The organism is Microbacterium sp. SORGH_AS_0421 (assembly GCF_030818635.1).
Taxonomy (GTDB): domain Bacteria; phylum Actinomycetota; class Actinomycetes; order Actinomycetales; family Microbacteriaceae; genus Microbacterium.
Genome location: NZ_JAUTAO010000001.1, coordinates 1,899,539 through 1,916,942, shown reverse-complemented (window position 1 = coordinate 1,916,942; position 17,404 = coordinate 1,899,539). Strand labels below are relative to the sequence as shown.

The following is a 17,404-nucleotide window of genomic DNA, read 5'->3' as shown; positions in this document are numbered from 1 at the left end:
GCGCCGTCGACTCAGCGGCTGCCGGCCGCCAGTGAGGCGGGCACGGACGAGAACCTCTCGTAACGCCCCATCCCCAGTCGTGTTCGCGCGTGGTGCAGGTGGGATTCAACGGTTCGGACCGACAGACTCAGGCGAGCGGCGATCTCGGCGTTCGAGAACCCCGACGCGGCGAACTGGACGACCTCCCTCTCGCGCGCGGTCAACACTTCCAAGCGCGCCACGTCGCGTCCGGTCATCGTTCGCAACTCGTCCACGAAGGCGTGCAGCGAGGCGATGTCGAGCTGCTGGGTGAGGAGCTCGGCACGCTCGAGAACCTCCTCGGCCGGGACTCCGCTCTGCAACTGGAAGCGCAGGAGCACGGGCACGAGGATCGGCATCGTCCGCTGGGCTTGTTCGAGCACCCGTTCCGCTCGCGCAGCGGCCGCGAGCGGCCGACGACTCGCGGCGTCGAACAGCGCGCACACGGTGTCGCGAACGGCACCGAACCCCCCACGACCCCAGTCCTCGGAGACGGCGTCGATACGCTCGATGGCGGCGGCGGCGTGCACGAGATCGCCGTTGACGACGAGCGCCGCCGCGCGGACGACCTCGCACCAGATGCGTACCGGCTCCGTGGGGCTCCCGTCGATGAGTCCCAGGCTCAGCAGGGCGTCCGCAGGTCGACCCCGGATGACCTGGATCGACGCGTCCGTGAGAGCGAGCAGCGCCACATCGTCTTGCCGGTCCTCCCACCGTGCGACCAGCAGGCGACGCCGCGTGGCCCTCTGGACCAGGTCCAGATCCTCTCCGAGCATCATCAGGGCGAAGGCGTGCAGCCGGAAGACCGTGAAGTTGGACTCCACATCCATCCCGTGCGTCTGATGCCGTCGGTGCAGGAGCTCGTGCACTCTCGCGCTGTCGCCGCGCGAGGCCTCGAAGGCCGCCTGACACGCCTCGGTCAGACTGACCGTCTCCTCGTCCGCGTGGGGGTCCAGCATGGTCAGGTCGTCCGGAAGATCGGGGGCCGACCCGCTGGACAACGACAGGGCGTTGACCGAGCACTCCAGCCGAAGCCGCCATGCCTCGTCGTCAGGGGCCCAGTCGGCCAAGGTCCGCAGCCGCTCCAGGGCCGCGTCGATCCCCGTGCAGGTGGCGAACAGGACGCTCACGTGCACGTGGAGAGCCCCCTCGCGCTCCTCCTTCGTCGTGGGAACGGGGTAGTGATCCAGCAGACGTTCGGCCTCGGAGTACTCCCCGAGAGCGACGCGGGCGAGGATGAGCGCGGAGAACGCGGTCGCATCGGGCTTCGCCTCGAGCACTCTTTCCGCGACGGGCAGGGCCTCACAGGGCGAACTCGACCGCGCGAGCGCAAGCGCTGCCCGCGGAAGAATCCGGGCGAGGGCCTTCTCGAGCGACGCGTCGCCCGCGGCGTCGGCCCACCGCGCGCAGAACTTCTCCTCCCCCGGCGTCAGACGCGACGAGTGCCGGGAGAGAAGGAGCAATTCTCGCGCCAGCGCTCGCCGCTCGTCGTCGAAATTGCCGAGATCGCTCGAATCGGTCACCATCCGCGCGATCACACCGCTCACGGCGGAGGTACTGGGATCCGCCCCCGCCGACAGCAGGCCGCCGTCGTGCAGCCGCGCAAGGACGTCAGAGGCAACGATCGACCCGAGATGCCCGTTGGGCACGGGCCCGAGCTCGGCCAGGGCCGCGAGGATCCGTCGCTCACGAGCGTCCAGGGGAGCAAGCATCTTCATCGCGGATGCCACGACCGCCCCCGGGAGAGCGTCAGTCTGGGGATCGATCGGGAGAAGCGCATGAAGACGCCCGCGGGCCGCCGCCGCCTCGACGATCTCGCGCACGAGGGCCGGGCTCCCCCCGCTGAGGTGGTGCAGCGCCATGTGCCAGGCGTCGTCCGCGCGATCGGCCCCGTAGCGGGCCGTGCGCAAGGCATCGCCGAGATCCGCCGTCTCGCGCAGAGACAGCGGCGGCAAGGGTATGGCGAGGGCCTCGGACTGATCGAACATCGGGCGCAGTGTCTCCCATCGCTCCGCACTCGCCGACGCCACGACATGACGAGGCGACATGGCGGCCAGGAAGACGGTCGGCGTCGTGCGGAAGGCGTCGATGAGCGGGGCCAGCACCGGGTACGGGAGCAGGTCCAGGTCGTCGACGACGAGAGGGATGTCGTGGGCGAGCGCGTCGATCAGAGCGGCGACATCGTCCTCCCCCGTCACCGGATGCCGGTCCGTCGTGCGGGGACCGCACCGTGTCACGCCGTTCGGACGACGTTCCAGGAAAACCGTGGGCCGGGCCAGATCCCTCACGACCGACGTCAGGAGCGTTGAGCGCCCGCTCCGGCTGGGGCCTGTCACGAACACGCTCCGATTCCGGCTGAAGGCGGCTACCGCCAGGGCTCGTTCCACCGAGCGCCCTACGAATGTTCGAGCACCACTCATTGTTTGCAACCCCCTTGTACTAGGGGTACGCGAGGCGGCACCCCCCTCCGTTCCTACACCGAATTCCGCGCGTCTCCCTGGTCACTGAGAGGCATCAGTGTTTGCGCAGCCATACCGAGCACCACGCTGAGAGCCCCCTCCGGAACGTTACGTGTGCCACACCGATGTGCCGATCTCTGCGAGCCCCTAGCGTCACCACGACCCGCATGACCCGACCCGATCGCGGGCTCCACGGCGCGCGGATTGACCAGGAAGAAGACACCATGACCACCGGATCATCAACGTCCTACGGCCGGGTGCGGCGCACGACGCGGACCGCAGGTGCGGTCGCCATCGCCGCCGCTCTGCTCATCCCGGCGACCAGCGCCCAAGCTGCAGCCGTCGTCTCACAGGGCACCGGGCGGCTCGTCGAGACGTCCCTGCTCGGGACGAACGTGCTCGACAACGCCCTCGCCTTGAGGGGAGCGCAGGCGGTCAACCCCGATGCCAGCGGCGACGTCACCACCGACCAGCCGCTCGACGCCTCGGCGATCGCGGGCCTCGTCGGCCTGTCGGCGGGATCGACGAACCTCTTCGGCGACAACGGGATCATCCAGCTCGGCGCTGTCGGCCAGTACGCCCAGGCGCGCGACGACGGCAGTTCTTCCGCGTTCTCCGGTGCCGTCTCGGCTGCCCCCAGCCTCATCGGCGCGGGCACGGTCACGCCCTCGAACGTCGGCTCGCCGTCCGCGAACCAGTCGGCGACCTTCCGGCTGGGATCGTCGTCGGCGCCCGTCGGGCTGAAAGTCGATCTGGGTGTACTGGCCGCCTCCGCCCAGCAAGCCGCCGACGGCACGCAGACCGGTCAGTACGTCCTCTCCGACGCCGGTTTCGTGGTCGACGGCACGATCGTCTCCGGTGTGCTCGGCATCATCAACCCGGCGCTGAACACGCTGATCGCGCTCGCGAACACCAGCGGTGCGGGACTGACGAATCCGTTCTCGTCGGGCACGGTCCAGCTGACGCTCGACGACCTGACCTCGGCCGCCGGTGTCTCCAGCGTCAACGCTCTGCCGCCGGGCACCGACCTGCTCTCGTACGTCCCGCAGGCCGTGGCGAACAAGATCGTCAGCCAGGTCGACGGTGTGCTGAACGCGGCGAGCGCCCTCGCCACGAACCTGCGGTCGAACATCTTCACCGCGGCTGCGGGCATCGCCCTGCAAGCGGCCGTCGACACCGCGAAGGCGACGATCGTGCCGGCGCTGAACGGGATCAGCAGCACCGTCGTCACCCCGCTCAGCAATGCGCTGACGCAACTGGCACAGATGCAGGTCAACGTGCAGTCGACCGGTTCGGACGGTTCGTTCACGCAGACCGCGCTGCGTCTGGGCCTCGGTCCCTCCGGGTCGGTGGCCAGCGTGAACCTCGCGAACGCGACGGTCGGTCCCAACGCCGGACAGCTCGCCGTTCCGGTCGCCGGGCCCGAGTCGTCAGCCCTGGCCGGCGGGTTCATCGGCGTCGGTGCGATCGTTCTGGCCGGGATCGCGTTGCGTCGTCGTGCCCGTGCGGCATCCATCCGGGGCTGACGCGATGTACCGCAACGGCGCGATGGGCGGAGGGGCCGCGATCCTTGCGGTCACCGGCTCGACGGCCCCGACGGCGACGCTCGTCGTCGTCGGGGCCGGCGCGGCCCTGCTCGGCGCACTCCTGGCGTGGCGCTCGGCGTGGCTGCGCGGTCACGGCGACGAGGCGGCGGCATCCGGAGAGGCCCGACGAAACTCGTGAACCCTCTCGACATCCTCTTCTCGCTCTCGTTCGTGTTCCTGGTGATGTTCCTGACCTACACGACGCTCATCGTCGTCCCGTTCGCTCGTCGGAGGCGCGCTCGCGGCGGCGACCGTCGGGAGTTCGAGTGGCACGCCTTCATCCCCTGCCGGGATGAGGCGACCGTGATCGCGGAGACGCTGACGAGGATGCGGGAGCGGTTCCCCGACGTGCACGTGTGGATCATCGATGACGCGAGCACGGACGGCACCGGGGACATCGTCTCGACCGTCGCCGCCGGCGACTGCTTCGTGCACGCGGTGATCCGCCGCCTCCCCGACGCTCGCACCGGCAAAGGGGCGGCCCTCAACGCCGCCTACGCGCAGCTGATGCACTGGCGGGCGTCCCGGGGCGAGGGCGGTGTCGAAGACGATCGCACCATCGTGATCGTCCTCGACGCCGATGGATCCCTCGCCCCGAACGCCCTCCGTCAGGCGTCGGGCCCCACCGCCTTCGGCTCAGCCGACGTCGGTGCCGTGCAGGTCGCGGTGCGGATGAGCAACAGAGACGACCCCGCACCCCTGGGGGGACGGGGTCGTCTCGCTCAGGCGTGGGCTCGCTACCTCGTGAGGATGCAGGACATCGAGTTCCGCACCACGATCGCGGCGATGCAGGTCCTGCGGATGCGCACGGTCTCGGTCGGTCTCGGCGGAAACGGGCAGTTCACCCGTCTGAGTGCCCTCCGTGCGGCCTCGTCGGCGAAGGGGGAACCGTGGGGCGATGCGCTGCTCGAGGACTACGAGGTGGGGCTGCGGATCATGCTCGCCGGATATCGGACGGTGTACGTCCACGACACGTGGGTCTCACAGGAAGCACTCCCCTCGGCGCGTCGACTGCTCACGCAGCGCACGCGATGGTGCCAGGGCGGACTGCAGTGCGCACGGTACCTCCCGCGCATCTTCTCGTCACGTCATTTCACCAATGCCGGCGCCCTCGAGGCGGCGTACTTCCTCGCGATCCCCTATATCCAGCTCGCCGGATCGGTGCTGTGGCCCAGCGTGGCCGTGGCGATGCTCGTTTCGGGGGCCCTCGCGCCCGGTGGCATCCTCAGCTGGGTCTCGTCGTCCACGTGGATCCTGCCGCTGTGGGTGCTCACCGGCATCCTGCCGTTCTCGCTCTGGCCGCTCGTGTACGTGCTGCGCGAGGAGCGACACCCGCTCTGGCGTGCGGCGGTGTGGGGGCTGGGCTACTGGCTGTACATGTACCAGAGCTACGTCTGCGTGATCCGCGCGTTCGGCCGCATGCTGACGGGGCGGCGCGGGTGGACGAAGACACGCCGCAACGCCGAGGCCGGACGCCTTCTGCTGGCGGTCGAGTCGTGAGCGTCGCCGCGGCCGTCTCCCTCCCCCGCGCGGGTCGGGCCCATCGCACGCTACTGGTGGCGCTTCTGCTCGCGATCGCGGCACTGTTGGTCATCGCGGAAGCCGACACGCGTCGGGCCGAGGCACAGCTCGCGCGCGCCGTCGTCGCCGCGCTCACCCCCGGTCGCGCGGTCGCGTCGGGCTCGATCGTGTACTTCGGCATCGGCACCCCCGAGGTCGCGGGACTCTCGATCACGGCTCTGTGCTCGACGACCGTCCTCGTCGTTCCGTTGGTCCTCCTGGCCGCCGCCGTGCTGGGGGTGACGCGCGCACGCTCCGCGCGGGTCGTTCTGGGTCTCGCCGTCGGCGTGGCCGTCGCCGTGGCCAGCAACATGATCCGTTTCGGCTCCGCCGCGTGGGCGTACAGCGGATACGGGCGCGAGGGCTTCGACCTCGTGCATCGCTACCTCGGCTCGCTCTTCGTCATCGCCGGCTTCATCGCCGCGATCCTTCTCGTATTGCGCATCGCCCTGCGCGAGTCCCCGCGGCGAGGCGTTGCGGATCCCGACGTCGGACGACGAGGTCGCGCACGCGCCGGGGGCGCCTCGCACCCCGTCCGACGAGACGGCTCCACGACCACGTCGACGGCCAGAAGTGCCACGCCCCCCGCCGATCACCCCGATGTTGCGGCACCCCTTCGCCGCGACCGACGCCGCACCGGTACCGGACCGGGCAGAAAGAACCGCCGATGAGTCGTCCCTGGATCGATGTCGTGTACGGCACCCGCCCGGAGGCGGTGAAGTGCGCGCCGCTGGTCGCGGAACTCCGGCGACGCAGTTCCGCGCGCACGACCGTGACCGTCACCGGTCAGCACCGGCAGATGGCCGACGAGGTCAACGCGTCGTTCGGTATCGCGCCCGACGTCGACCTCGATGTCTTTCGGAGCGGGGCATCGCTCGCCGAGACATCGTCCGCGATCTTCGCCGCCCTCGCGCACCGCTGGGCGGAGGCGGCCCCGGATGCCGTCGTCGTGCAGGGAGACACCGCCAGTGCCGCGCTCGCCGCCGTCGCGGCGTACTACGCGGGGTCGCGCGTGATCCACCTGGAGGCCGGGCTGCGATCGGGCGATCTGCGCTCGCCCTTCCCCGAGGAAGGCAACCGCCGGCTGATCGCGCCACTGGCCTCGCTTCATCTCGCACCGACCGACAGCGCGGCCGCCAACCTCCGCGCCGAGGGGGTCGCCCCCGACGACATCGTGGTCACGGGCAACACCGGTATCGATGCCCTCCGCTGGCAGAGGACGCATCCGCAGCGTTTCGACGATCCCGCGATGGAGGAGATCGCGAACGGGTGGGAAAGGATCGTGCTCGTCACGGTCCACCGGCGCGAGTCGTGGGACGGCCCGCTCGCGCGCGTCGTGGCCGCGGTGGCCGAGACGGTCACCGCCCGCTCCGGCGTCGTGGCCATCCTGCCGATGCACCCGAACCCGCGCGTACGCCGCGAGGTCCTCTCGGCTGTGGGCGACACCGATCGCGTGATCCTGTGCGAACCTCTGCCCTACGCCCAGTTCGGTCGCCTGCTCGCCCGCGCTCATTGCGTGGTCACGGACTCGGGCGGGGTGCAGGAGGAGGCTCCCGCGCTCGGCGTGCCCGCCCTGGTCGTGCGGGACACCACCGAGCGCGGAGAGGGGGTCGAGGCCGGAGCCGCGCGGCTCATCGGCACACGCCGGGAGGTGGTCGCCGCCCAACTTGCCACCCTGCTCGACGACCCCGCCGCACACGCCCGTATGTCTCGTGCCCGGGAGCTCTACGGCGATGGCCGGGCAGCCCCGCGCGCGGCCGACGCGATCGAGCGCCTGCTCGGTGTCGCACGCTCCGATGCCCTGGCGGGTTGACGCTCGCGGGAGCGCCCCGCGATCGCGGACGAGCTCTCCCCGCCCGCGAGCGCATCGCGTCCGCCGACCGGCGGAGTCCGAGCCCCGGCCGGCCGCGCGGGGTCAGCCGTCGATCACGGCGACCAGTTCGTCCAGGAACGCCGCGAAGTCCGTGCCGCGGCGAACGATGCGCTGCACGCTGTCGCGCTCGCTGAAGACCTCGACGAACTGCTCGAACACCGTCTGGAACGCCTCGCGGTCGGTCTCGCTGAAAGCCACGAGCGCCACCACCTGCACGCGGCCCTCGCCCCAGGCGATCGAGGGGTCGGCGATGCCGATCGCGATGCGGGTCTGGGTCGCGGTCATGCCCATCGCGTGCGGAACGGCGAGAGCGTCGGTGAACGCCGTGGACGAGATCGCCTCGCGCTCCACCGCCCGGGCCACGTACGCGTCGTCGATCACGTTCTGCTCGACCAGCATGCCGCCGAGACGCCGGATGACGCCCGCCTCGCCCTCGGCGGCATCCACCCCCCGCACGAAAGCCTCGGGCGCGAAGTACCGTTCGAGCTCGGCCCGGAGACGGGCGAGGCGGCGACCGCGGCGGATACGCCCGGCCGCGGCCTGCACCCGCTCGACGTCGGCGTCGGTGAGGAACGGCTGGATACGTACGAACCGGTCCCCCGGCCGTGGCGGATCGATGGTCGTGAGCACGAGGTCGGTCTCGATCGAGTCCCACGCCGGGTCGATGCGGGTCTCGACGCCGACGACCTCGATGGCCTGACCGAGCGAGCGGTCGACGCTCGAACGCAGCAGCTCGTGCAGTTCGTAGTACCCCGGGCACACGATCGTCGCCGTCAGCAGCTGATCGGCCCGACGACTGCGCTCCAGTCGCCCGCCGACGTGCATCGCGATGTAGGCGATCTCGTCGTCGAGGATCGGGATGCCGAGACCGTCCTGCAGCCCCTTCGCGATGTACACCGCGACCTCGAAGATCATCGGGTACGTCGACTTCAGCGACCGCGTCAGCGGGTTGCGCGACCACGCCTGCTCACGCGATCGGTGCAGCAGGTTCTGCACGTGCAGCGCCAGGCGCAGGATGAAGTCGTCGTGCGCGATGTCGACGAGGAACTCGGATGCCGCATTCTCGACGACCCGCCGCACGGCCGTCTCCACCGAGGGATCCAGACGAGCACGCACGCCGTCACCGCCCGAGGATCCCGGGGCGACGATGCGCGTCAGCACCAGGGTCGCGAGATGCCGCAGATCGCCCGAGCCGAGCTGGACGCCGATGTGCTTCAGGGTGAGCCGGTCGAGCACGTCGACCACGGCGGCCGCCGCGTCCGAGGAGTCGCCGCCCGGCGAGCCGAGGGCGCGGTCGCGAGTGGTGCGGTCGGCGGCGATCGCGATATGCATCACGACGTCGCCGATGCCGATCTCGTTGACGTAGTAGCCCAGCGCCCCGAGTTCCGCGACGAGCTCGGCTTTGAACGGCCCGAAGGCGCGCGCCCCGACCGACTGCTCGCCGAGCGTGCGGCGCAGGGCGTCGAGGTCGAAGAGCCCGGCGTCCATCTCGTCGTGGGCGAGCTTCGACAGCAGGCGGCGCTGGGCGACCTCGGTTCCGCGCAGGCGAGCGGTGGATGCCGAGCGCTCGAGGGTGAGCTCGGTTCCGCCGAGCAGTCCCCGGACCCGGGACAGGTCGGCCTCGAGGGTCGCCGCGCTGACGTGCAGGGCGTCCGCCGTGTCGTAGACGTCGATCCCCTCGGCGGAATCCAGCAATCGGCGCACGAGGGTGTGGAGGCGGTCGCGGGGGGTGCCGGCATCCGTTCCGGTGAGGGCACGAAGGGCAGCGGCCGCCGCCGTCCCCGCGCGATAGCCCAGCGGACCGGACTCGATCGCCGCGCCGCCCGGGACGCGTGCGTTGATCGCCGTGACGTAGGAGCGGATGCTGCGCGGGGTCACCCCGAGCGCGTCGGCGAGCGATGCCGCGGTTGACCATTCCCCGTCCCGCAGCAACAGGGCCAGCAGGCGGTCTTGGCGAGCTTTCGTCGTCACGATCCGTCCTCCGCGCCGCACCGGTGAGCGGCGATTCATCCATCCTTTCACGCCCTCCCGCACCGGGCGCAGGAGCGCGCACGCTCGAAGCGGAAAGGTCACGGCATCCGCGTTCCGGGGGGTGGGAAACGAACCTGGTTGTCCGCTGTGAGCGGGGTGCGGACAATCGAGAGGAAGAAAGGCCGGTCGATGAAGATCCTCGTGGTGTGTGGAGCGGGTGCGTCGAGCACGTTCGTCGCGCAACGCGTCCGTCGCGCTGCCCACGAGAAGGGCCTGGACTACTCCGCGTCGGCGGGGACCTCGCAGTCGCTGCCGATCGACCTGGACGCGGCCGACATCGTGCTGGTGGGTCCGCACCTGGCCCTCGAGCTCGAGGCCATCCGCCTCCAGGCCGCGCCCCGCGGCGTGAGCGTGGTGCTGCTTCCCGACGATGTCTTCACCGACCACAGCGGCACCCGAACCCTCGCCCTGGTCGAGGACGCCCTGCGATCCCGCCAGCCCGCGGACACGATCTGAAAAACGACGGAGAGGACACCATGCCCCACTTGACCCGCACCGTCCGCATCGGATCGTCGCACGGCCTGCACGCGCGCCCCGCGAAGCTCTTCGCCCAGGCGGCGAAGGACTCCGGTATCCCCGTGACCCTCGCCAAAGACGCCGGCAAGCCCATCAACGCCGCGAGCATCCTCGGGATCATCGCGCTCGGGCTCGAGCAGGGCGACTACGTGACCCTCACCGCCGACGGCGACACCGCCGAAGCGACGTTGGAGCGCCTCGCGGAGCTTCTGACCACCGACCACGACGCCGAGTAAAGGAAACACAGCACCATGACGGAACTCCGTGGAGTCGGAATCGGACTGGGCGTCGCCCAGGGACCCATCGCGCGCATGGCAGAGCCCCTGCCCGCCCCGAAGGACGCGAAGAGCGAGCTCTCGGTCGAGAAGACGAGACCGCGCGCGTGCGCGAGGCCATCGGCGCCGTCGCCCGTGAGCTCGAAGCCCGCGGCGCCCAGGCCGGGGGAGCTGCGCGCGACGTGCTCGAGGCGCAGGCGATGATCGCCGAAGACCCCACGCTCGAGGCCGAGGTCGACAGCCGTCTGGCGGCCGGGAAGACCGGCGAGTTCGCCGTGCACGATGCCTTCGCCTCCTTCCGCGAGCAGCTCGTGGCCCTCGGCGGCTATCTGGGTGAGCGTGCCGCCGACCTCGACGACGTCGCCCAGCGGGTCATCGCGCGTCTGCGCGGGGTCGCAGCTCCCGGCATCCCGGATCCGGGCCACCCCTTCGTGCTGGTCGCCAAGGATCTGGCGCCCGCCGACACCGCCCTGCTCGATCTCGAGAAGGTGCTCGCCCTGATCACGACCGAGGGCGGTCCCACCTCGCACACGGCGATCCTGGCCCGAGAGAAGTCGATCGTCGCCGTCGTCGGCGCGGCCGGCGCGAAAGACCTCGTCGACGGGCAGTCCGTCATCGTGGACGCCGCCGCAGGCGTCGTCACCGTCGATCCCACCGACGACGACCTCGCCCGCGCGCAGAACCGCGCCGACGCCCGCAGGACCGCGGCATCCGCCCCCATCACCGACGGCGCCCTCTCCGACGGCACGAAGGTCCCCCTGCTCGCGAACCTCGGCAAGCCCGGCGGCGCGGCCGAGGCCGTCGAGCTCGGCGCCGAGGGCGTGGGTCTGTTCCGCACCGAGTTCCTCTTCCTCAGCTCGAGCTCCGCGCCCACCGTCGAGGAGCAGCGCGCCGCCTACATCGAACTGCTCAGCGCTTTCCCCGGCAAGAAGGTCGTCGTGCGTGTGCTCGACGCTGGCGCCGACAAGCCGCTGCCCTTCCTCAACGACGCGCACGAAGAGAACCCGGCGCTGGGCCTGCGGGGCCTGCGCGCCCTCCGCGCGAGCGAGGACATCCTGCGCGAGCAGCTCACCGCCCTGGCGGAAGCGGATGCCGCGACCCGGGCTTCCGAGGCGGGCCCGGCCGACCTCTGGGTCATGGCGCCGATGGTCTCGACCGTCGAGGAGACCCGTTACTTCACCGCACTGGCGAAGGACTACGGCCTGAAGACCACCGGTGTGATGGTCGAGGTGCCCTCGTCGGCGCTGCTGGCCGACCGGATCCTGCAGATCGCGGATTTCGCCTCGATCGGCACCAACGACCTGACGCAGTACACGCTCGCCGCGGACCGCCTGCTCGGCTCGGTCGCGTCGTTCCAGGACCCGTGGCACCCGGCCGTGCTGCGCCTCATCCGCGAGGTCGGGGCCGCCGGTCGCGCTCACGACAAGCCCGTCGGCATCTGCGGCGAGGCGGCGGCCGACCCGCTGCTCGCTGTCGTGCTGGTCGGTCTCGGCGCCACCACGCTGTCGATGGCTCCCACGGCCCTCGCCGACGTGCGCGCCACCTTGCTCACCCACTCTCTCGACGATGCCCGTCGCATCGCCGAGGCCGCCCTGGCCGCGGATGACGCGGCCTCTGCCCGAGAGGCCGCCCAGGCAGCCTCCGCCCACTCGGCGGCGTAAGCCGCCCCCCACCGCGGCTCCCGCCGTGCAGCCAGTCAAGGAGACACAGCAATGACGACGACGTCACCCACCAAGAAGCCGGGAGGGGCTCGGATCGCGGTTCAGCGATTCGGCACGTTCCTCTCCGGCATGATCATGCCGAACATCGCGGCATTCATCGCATGGGGTTTCATCACCATGCTCTTCATCCCCGCCGGCTTCTTCGGTGCCAAGAGCCCCTTCGGCTGGCACTGGGCTCCGGTCGCCGAGATCCTCGGCGGCGGCGGCGACGCCGCGACCATCAACTGGCCGGGCGCCATGACCGCGCTGACCGCGAACGCGGACGGCGGCACCTACCAGGGCTACGTCGGCCTGGTCAGCGTCATGATCACGTACCTGCTGCCGCTGCTCATCGCCAACACCGGTGGGCGCATCGTCTACGGCGCGCGCGGTGGCGTGGTCGCCACGATCGCGGTGATGGGCGTCATCGTCGGCACCAACATCCCGATGTTCCTCGGCGCGATGATCATGGGCCCGCTCGCGGCCTGGGTCACCAAGCAGATGGACAAGCTGTGGGACGGCAAGATCCGCCCCGGCTTCGAGATGCTCGTGAACAACTTCTCCGCCGGCATCCTCGGCATGATCCTCGCGATCGTCGGCTTCTTCGCCTTCGGCCCGGTCTTCCTCGGCATCAGCGCGGTCCTCGGCAGCATCGTCGCGTTCCTCGTGCAGTTCAACCTGCTCCCGGTGCTGTCGATCATCGTCGAGCCGGCCAAGGTGCTGTTCCTCAACAACGCGATCAACCACGGTGTCTTCACCCCTCTCGGCATCGAGCAGGCGGCGGAGTCGGGCAAGTCGATCCTGTTCCTCATCGAGGCGAACCCCGGCCCCGGCCTGGGTCTGCTGCTCGCCTTCACCTTCTTCGGTGTCGGCGCGGCGAAGGCGTCGGCCCCCGGCGCGATCATCATCCAGTTCCTCGGCGGCATCCACGAGATCTATTTCCCGTACGCCCTCGCGAAGCCCATGACGATCCTCGCGCTGATCGCCGGTGGCGCCTCGGGTGTCGCGACGAACATGATCTTCCAGGGCGGCCTGGCCTTCCCTGCCGCTCCCGGCAGCATCATCGCCGTCACCGTCGCCGCCATCGGCGCCGGTCCCGCCAACCTCCTCGTGGTCTACCTGTCGGTCGTCGTGGCCGCCGCGGTGACCTTCCTGGTGGCCGGCGTCATCCTCCGCGCCTCGCGCAAGCGCGACCAGGAGGCCGAGGGCGACAGCTTCGCCGCCGCGATCGACCAGACCGCGGCCAACAAGGGCAAGGAGTCCTCGGCCCTCGGCGCCCTCCGCACCCGTGCCGCCGGCACGACCGGCTCGGGCACGACCGAGGCGGCCGACCGCGATGTCGACGCCGCCCTCGGCGGCGCCGCGGGAACTGTGGCGACCAAGCAGCTGAACAACATCGTGTTCGCCTGCGACGCCGGCATGGGCTCCTCGGCCATGGGCGCCAGCGTCCTGCGCAACAAGATCAAGAAGGCCGGCATCGACGGCGTCACGGTCACCAACCAGGCGATCGCGAACCTCGACGGCTCCGCCGACCTGGTCATCACGCAGAACCAGCTCACCGACCGCGCCAAGGCGCAGTCGCCCGACTCGCTCCACGTGTCGGTCGACAACTTCATGAACTCGCCGAAGTACGACGAGGTCGTGGAGATGGTGCGCGCTCAGCACGAGGCCAAGTAATCCCCTAGCACGCCAGGGGTCGGTGCGTCAGCCCGACCCCTGGCGTCTTCCCGTCCGGCCCGCGTTTTGCGAGGCTGGACAGCACGACGAGAAAGGCGAGAACCATGTCAGACGTCCTCCGCAGTGAATCCGTCCGCATCCACCCCGGCAGCGCCACCCGCGAGGAGGCGATGAAGGAAGCCGCCGACCTGCTCCAGGCCACCGGTGCCGTCACCGCCGAGTACTTCGACGCCATGCAGCAGCGCGAGGTGACCGTGTCGACGTACATGGGCAACGAGCTCGCGATCCCCCACGGCACCAACGAGACCAAGCAGGCCATCCTCACCTCGGGCCTGTCGGTCGTCCGCTACGACGGCGGCGTGGACTGGGGCGGAGAGCCCGTCACGTTCGTGATCGGCATCGCCGGCAAGGGCGACGAGCACCTCGAGATCCTGTCGCAGATCGCCATCCTCTTCTCCGAGGAGGACGACGTCGCGCGTCTGAAGGCCGCCTCTTCCCCCGAGGAGCTCTTCGAGGCCCTCTCCGGATCCGTCAACGCATGAAGGCCGTCCACTTCGGCGCCGGCAACATCGGCCGCGGCTTCGTCGGCCTGCTCCTACACGAGGGCGGCTACGAGCTGGTCTTCTCGGATGTGTCGGCCGCTCTGGTCGAGGCCATCAACTCGGCGTCGTCGTACACCGTCCACGAGGTGGGCGAGGGCGGCGTCGACAAAGAGGTGACGGGCTTCCGCGCGATCGACAGTTCCGTGGACGCCGAGGCGCTCGTCGACGAGATCGCGACCGCCGACGTGGTGACCACCGCCGTCGGCCCCACCATCTTGAAGTTCGTGGCCCCGCACATCGTGGCGGGTCTCGCCCTGCGCGATCCGGCGCTCCCCCCGCTGCAGATCATGGCGTGCGAGAACGCGATCGGCGCGACCGATCAGCTGCGCGAGCACGTGGTCGAGCTCGCGGGCGAGTCGTGGGATGCCTTGGCATCCCGCGCCGTCTTCGCCAACACCGCGGTCGACCGGATCGTCCCGGCGCAGTCCGGTGGCGGTGTCGATGTCACCGTCGAGCCGTTCTACGAGTGGGCGATCGAGCGTCTGCCGTTCGGCGACACTCCGCCGAGCATCCCCGGCGCGCACTTCGTCGACGACCTCGAGCCCTACATCGAGCGCAAGCTCTTCACGGTCAACACCGGGCACGCCACCACGGCGTACTTCGGCGCGCAGGCCGGGATCGACCGCATCTCGGACGCTCTGTCGAACCCCGAGATCGCGGCCAAGGTCGAGGCGGCCCTCGAGGAGACCAGCGCTCTGCTCGTCGAGAAGCACGAGCTCGACGCCGACGTGCAGGGTGAGTACCGCGCGACCATCCTGCGCCGGTTCCGCAACGCCGCCCTCCCCGACACCGTGTGGCGGGTGGGCCGCCAGCCCCTGCGCAAACTCTCGCGACACGAGCGCTTCGTGGGCCCGGCGGCCGAAGCCGTCGACCGGGGTCTTCCCGTCGACGCGCTGGTGGCCGCGATGGCCGCGGCTCTCGAGTTCTCGGATGCCGAGGACGCCCAGGCCGTCGACCTGCAGCGGATGCTGCGCGAGCTCGACGCCGAGGCGTTCACCGCCGAGGTCACCGGCCTCGACGTCGAGCACCCGTTGTACGCGCGCATCGTCGAGATCGTGTCGGCCCGCAAGGCTGCCCTTCCCGCCTGACACCCGCTACGCTCCGAACCTCCGCCGATGTGACGCCCCGCGCGCCACATCGGCGGAGGCGTTTCGGCGGGGGGGGTCCCGCGCCCTCGACGCCGACCGGCGAGGATACGCTCGAGAGGTGACCCCCAGCGAGACCCCCGCCGATCCCCCTCCCGCGCGCGCTCCTCGCCGTCGCCGGCGATGGCTGCGGTGGACTCTCGGCGGGTTGGGCGCTCTCGTCGTGCTGCTGGTCGTCGGCATCCTGGTCTACACCCAGGTGGGAGTGATGGGCGCCGAACCCGGCCCGCTCGCCGAGGCCCGGGCGAACCCGGCTCTGACGATCACCGATGACGGTGCGGGCATCGTCCTCTCCCCCGCGACGGGGGCGACCGGGCAGGGGCTGGTCTTCATCCCGGGCGCGAAGGTCGAGGCGGAGGGGTACATCGCCACCTTCGCGGACACGGTCGTCGACGACGGTGTGACCGTGGTGATCACGCGCCCCTGGCTCAACCTGGCCTTCTTCGATCCCCGTCCCCTGTCGACGTTCACCGACCTCGCGCCGGACGTGTCGACCTGGGCTGTCGGCGGTCATTCCCTCGGCGGCGTCCGCGCCTGCCAGCTCGCCGGCGACGTCGACGCTCTCGTGCTCTTCGCCTCGTACTGCGCGAACGACCTCTCGGCATCCGGCCTTCCCGTCCTCAGCCTCTCGGGATCCGAAGACGGCCTGTCCACCCCGCAGAAGATCGCGGATGCCAAGGGCGAGCTGCCCGCGACCGCCACCTTCGTCGAGATCCCCGGCGCCTCGCACGCCTCGTTCGGCTCCTACGGTCCGCAACCCGGCGATGGCACCCCCACGGCCGACCCCGCCGAGGTCGACCGGGTGATCGCCGAGCAGCTCGCGGGCTTCCTGCCGCGGCCCTGACGCCGCCCGCGGTCGCGCGGACGGCCACGCGAGCGAAACTCCTGAGAACCTCGCCGCTCAGGCACCATCGCCGCCGAGGCACGGCGCGTGCAGCGCGGAAGGTCAGGAGTTCGGCACGGGCGAGCTCGGTGCCGCCCGTTCCTCCCCGGCACCCGTCATCCACAGCTCGGGCGCTCGCCAAACGAAGACGGCGATCAGATCGGCCAGGGTGTCCGGGTGACGTCCCTCGTTCCCCTTTCCGAAGAGAACCAGGAGACGGTGTGGACGACGCGCGAACTCCTGGCCGCCGGATGGTCGCGGCGCGCTCTCGCTCGCGCTGTCGCAGACGGCAGCCTTGCGCGTGTGCGGCAGGGGCGGTTCGTCGCGGCCGGAACGCACGGCGACATCGTCGCGGCTGCGCGTCTGGGCGGGCGGCTGGACTGCATCAGCCTGTTGGCCATGCGCGGGGTGTTCGTCCATCATCATTCGCACCGCCACGTGCAGCAGGACCCGTTGGCGAGCCGTCGACCTCCGGCACCCCGCGACGTCGTCTACCACTGGCGTGCATCGTCGGCACCACGCGATCGTGCCGCAGTCGATGTCGTCGAGGCGCTCGCCCAGGCGATCCGATGCCAACCGCCGCGGTCCGCTGTCGCCACCCTCGACAACGCCTGGCACCTCGGGCTTGTCGATGAAGCAGACATCGCCGAAGTCTTCGCGCGCGTCCCCCATCGCTTCCGGGCCCTGCGTCCACTGCTGGATTCGCGTGCGGAAGCGGGGACCGAGTCGCTGGTTCGTCTGCTTCTGCGTCAGCTGGGCTGCCGCGTCGAGCTGCAGGTCCGTATCGATGGCGTGGGCCGTGTCGACCTGCTCGTCGACGGATGGCTCATCGTCGAGTGCGACAGCGAGCAGTTCCACGGCTCCTGGCCAGTCCATAAGAAGGACCGGCGCCGCGACATGGCCGCTCTGGAACGCGGCTACGCCACGCTGCGACTGCTAGCCGAAGACATCCTGTATCACCCGGACCGTGTCCGCGCCGCTCTCGAGCGCATCTTGCTGCACGGCGCTCCGGGCCGCACTCCTGAGTCTTCGACCCCACAGCGCCGCGACCGGCCCACGTGACGGCGTGCGGGCGCACA

The 17,404-nt window shown here is 70.5% G+C and carries 15 protein-coding genes; 13 read left to right on the top strand and 2 right to left on the bottom strand.

Annotated features, from left to right (window positions below; genetic code table 11):
• Window positions 1-11 precede the first annotated feature (11 nt).
• On the bottom strand, window positions 12-2,216 hold the full coding sequence (locus tag QE416_RS09120; RefSeq protein WP_267786335.1) for a LuxR family transcriptional regulator: 2,205 nt from the start codon (window positions 2,214-2,216) through the stop codon (window positions 12-14).
• A gap of 485 nt (window positions 2,217-2,701) precedes the next feature.
• Between QE416_RS09120 and QE416_RS09115 the strand changes: the two genes are divergently transcribed.
• From QE416_RS09115 to wecB, 5 genes are read left to right on the top strand one after another with little or no spacing between them, the layout of a single operon-like run.
• Complete coding sequence (locus QE416_RS09115) at window positions 2,702-4,003, top strand: choice-of-anchor G family protein (protein WP_307315468.1); 1,302 nt, start codon at window positions 2,702-2,704, stop codon at window positions 4,001-4,003.
• 4 nt (window positions 4,004-4,007) lie between these two features.
• Window positions 4,008-4,202, top strand: a complete 195-nt coding sequence (locus tag QE416_RS09110) for a hypothetical protein (protein WP_116238539.1) — start codon at window positions 4,008-4,010, stop codon at window positions 4,200-4,202.
• A complete protein-coding gene (locus QE416_RS09105) occupies window positions 4,199-5,563 on the top strand; it encodes a glycosyltransferase (RefSeq protein WP_267786332.1) in 1,365 nt (454 codons plus the stop codon). Before QE416_RS09110 ends, QE416_RS09105 begins: the two co-directional genes overlap by 4 nt.
• Window positions 5,560-6,294, top strand: a complete 735-nt coding sequence (xrtS, locus tag QE416_RS09100; RefSeq protein ID WP_373458844.1) for an exosortase S — start codon at window positions 5,560-5,562, stop codon at window positions 6,292-6,294. The genes QE416_RS09105 and xrtS overlap by 4 nt, the downstream gene beginning before the upstream one ends.
• On the top strand, window positions 6,291-7,436 hold the full coding sequence (gene wecB, locus QE416_RS09095) for a non-hydrolyzing UDP-N-acetylglucosamine 2-epimerase (protein ID WP_307315461.1): 1,146 nt from the start codon (window positions 6,291-6,293) through the stop codon (window positions 7,434-7,436). The genes xrtS and wecB overlap by 4 nt, the downstream gene beginning before the upstream one ends.
• 102 nt (window positions 7,437-7,538) lie before the next feature.
• Here wecB and QE416_RS09090 read toward each other — a convergent pair whose 3' ends face one another.
• Window positions 7,539-9,506, bottom strand: a complete 1,968-nt coding sequence (locus QE416_RS09090) for a transcription antiterminator (protein WP_307315458.1) — start codon at window positions 9,504-9,506, stop codon at window positions 7,539-7,541.
• A 150-nt stretch (window positions 9,507-9,656) separates the two neighbouring features.
• Here QE416_RS09090 and QE416_RS09085 point away from each other — a divergent pair, with 150 nt between their 5' ends.
• The 8 genes from QE416_RS09085 (at window position 9,657) to QE416_RS09050 (ending at window position 17,387) form a co-directional block, all read left to right on the top strand.
• Window positions 9,657-9,983 (top strand): PTS sugar transporter subunit IIB, encoded by a 327-nt coding sequence (locus QE416_RS09085; protein ID WP_307315455.1) that lies wholly within the window; start codon window positions 9,657-9,659, stop codon window positions 9,981-9,983.
• Window positions 9,984-10,003: 20 nt separating this feature from the next.
• Entirely contained in the window at window positions 10,004-10,279 is a 276-nt protein-coding gene (locus QE416_RS09080) for an HPr family phosphocarrier protein (protein ID WP_210072145.1), read from the top strand.
• A gap of 146 nt (window positions 10,280-10,425) precedes the next feature.
• Window positions 10,426-11,979, top strand: coding sequence for a phosphoenolpyruvate--protein phosphotransferase (ptsP, locus tag QE416_RS09075; RefSeq protein ID WP_373458843.1), 1,554 nt, complete (start codon window positions 10,426-10,428; stop codon window positions 11,977-11,979).
• A gap of 51 nt (window positions 11,980-12,030) precedes the next feature.
• Complete coding sequence (locus tag QE416_RS09070) at window positions 12,031-13,695, top strand: PTS mannitol transporter subunit IICB (protein ID WP_267786325.1); 1,665 nt, start codon at window positions 12,031-12,033, stop codon at window positions 13,693-13,695.
• A 104-nt stretch (window positions 13,696-13,799) separates the two neighbouring features.
• Window positions 13,800-14,237 (top strand): PTS sugar transporter subunit IIA, encoded by a 438-nt coding sequence (locus QE416_RS09065; protein WP_267786324.1) that lies wholly within the window; start codon window positions 13,800-13,802, stop codon window positions 14,235-14,237.
• The gene (locus QE416_RS09060) at window positions 14,234-15,385 is read left to right on the top strand and encodes a mannitol-1-phosphate 5-dehydrogenase (protein WP_267786323.1); all 1,152 of its coding nucleotides are present in this window, start codon (window positions 14,234-14,236) and stop codon (window positions 15,383-15,385) included. Before QE416_RS09065 ends, QE416_RS09060 begins: the two co-directional genes overlap by 4 nt.
• A 118-nt stretch (window positions 15,386-15,503) precedes the next feature.
• On the top strand, window positions 15,504-16,286 hold the full coding sequence (locus QE416_RS09055) for an alpha/beta hydrolase (RefSeq protein ID WP_267786321.1): 783 nt from the start codon (window positions 15,504-15,506) through the stop codon (window positions 16,284-16,286).
• A gap of 216 nt (window positions 16,287-16,502) precedes the next feature.
• Window positions 16,503-17,387, top strand: coding sequence for a type IV toxin-antitoxin system AbiEi family antitoxin domain-containing protein (locus QE416_RS09050; RefSeq protein WP_307315448.1), 885 nt, complete (start codon window positions 16,503-16,505; stop codon window positions 17,385-17,387).
• The last annotated feature ends 17 nt before the right edge of the window (window positions 17,388-17,404 follow it).

Excerpts from the sequence above, each read along its gene's own strand:
- QE416_RS09070 (WP_267786325.1), top strand. The coding sequence starts at position 12,031 with ATGACGACGACGTCACCCACCAAGAAGCCGGGAGGGGCTCGGATCGCG.
- QE416_RS09115 (WP_307315468.1), top strand. The coding sequence starts at position 2,702 with ATGACCACCGGATCATCAACGTCCTACGGCCGGGTGCGGCGCACGACG.
- QE416_RS09060 (WP_267786323.1), top strand. The coding sequence starts at position 14,234 with ATGAAGGCCGTCCACTTCGGCGCCGGCAACATCGGCCGCGGCTTCGTC.
- wecB (WP_307315461.1), top strand. The coding sequence starts at position 6,291 with ATGAGTCGTCCCTGGATCGATGTCGTGTACGGCACCCGCCCGGAGGCG.
- QE416_RS09080 (WP_210072145.1), top strand. The coding sequence starts at position 10,004 with ATGCCCCACTTGACCCGCACCGTCCGCATCGGATCGTCGCACGGCCTG.
- QE416_RS09110 (WP_116238539.1), top strand. The coding sequence starts at position 4,008 with ATGTACCGCAACGGCGCGATGGGCGGAGGGGCCGCGATCCTTGCGGTC.
- QE416_RS09085 (WP_307315455.1), top strand. The coding sequence starts at position 9,657 with ATGAAGATCCTCGTGGTGTGTGGAGCGGGTGCGTCGAGCACGTTCGTC.
- QE416_RS09090 (WP_307315458.1), bottom strand. The coding sequence starts at position 9,506 with ATGAATCGCCGCTCACCGGTGCGGCGCGGAGGACGGATCGTGACGACG.
- QE416_RS09065 (WP_267786324.1), top strand. The coding sequence starts at position 13,800 with ATGTCAGACGTCCTCCGCAGTGAATCCGTCCGCATCCACCCCGGCAGC.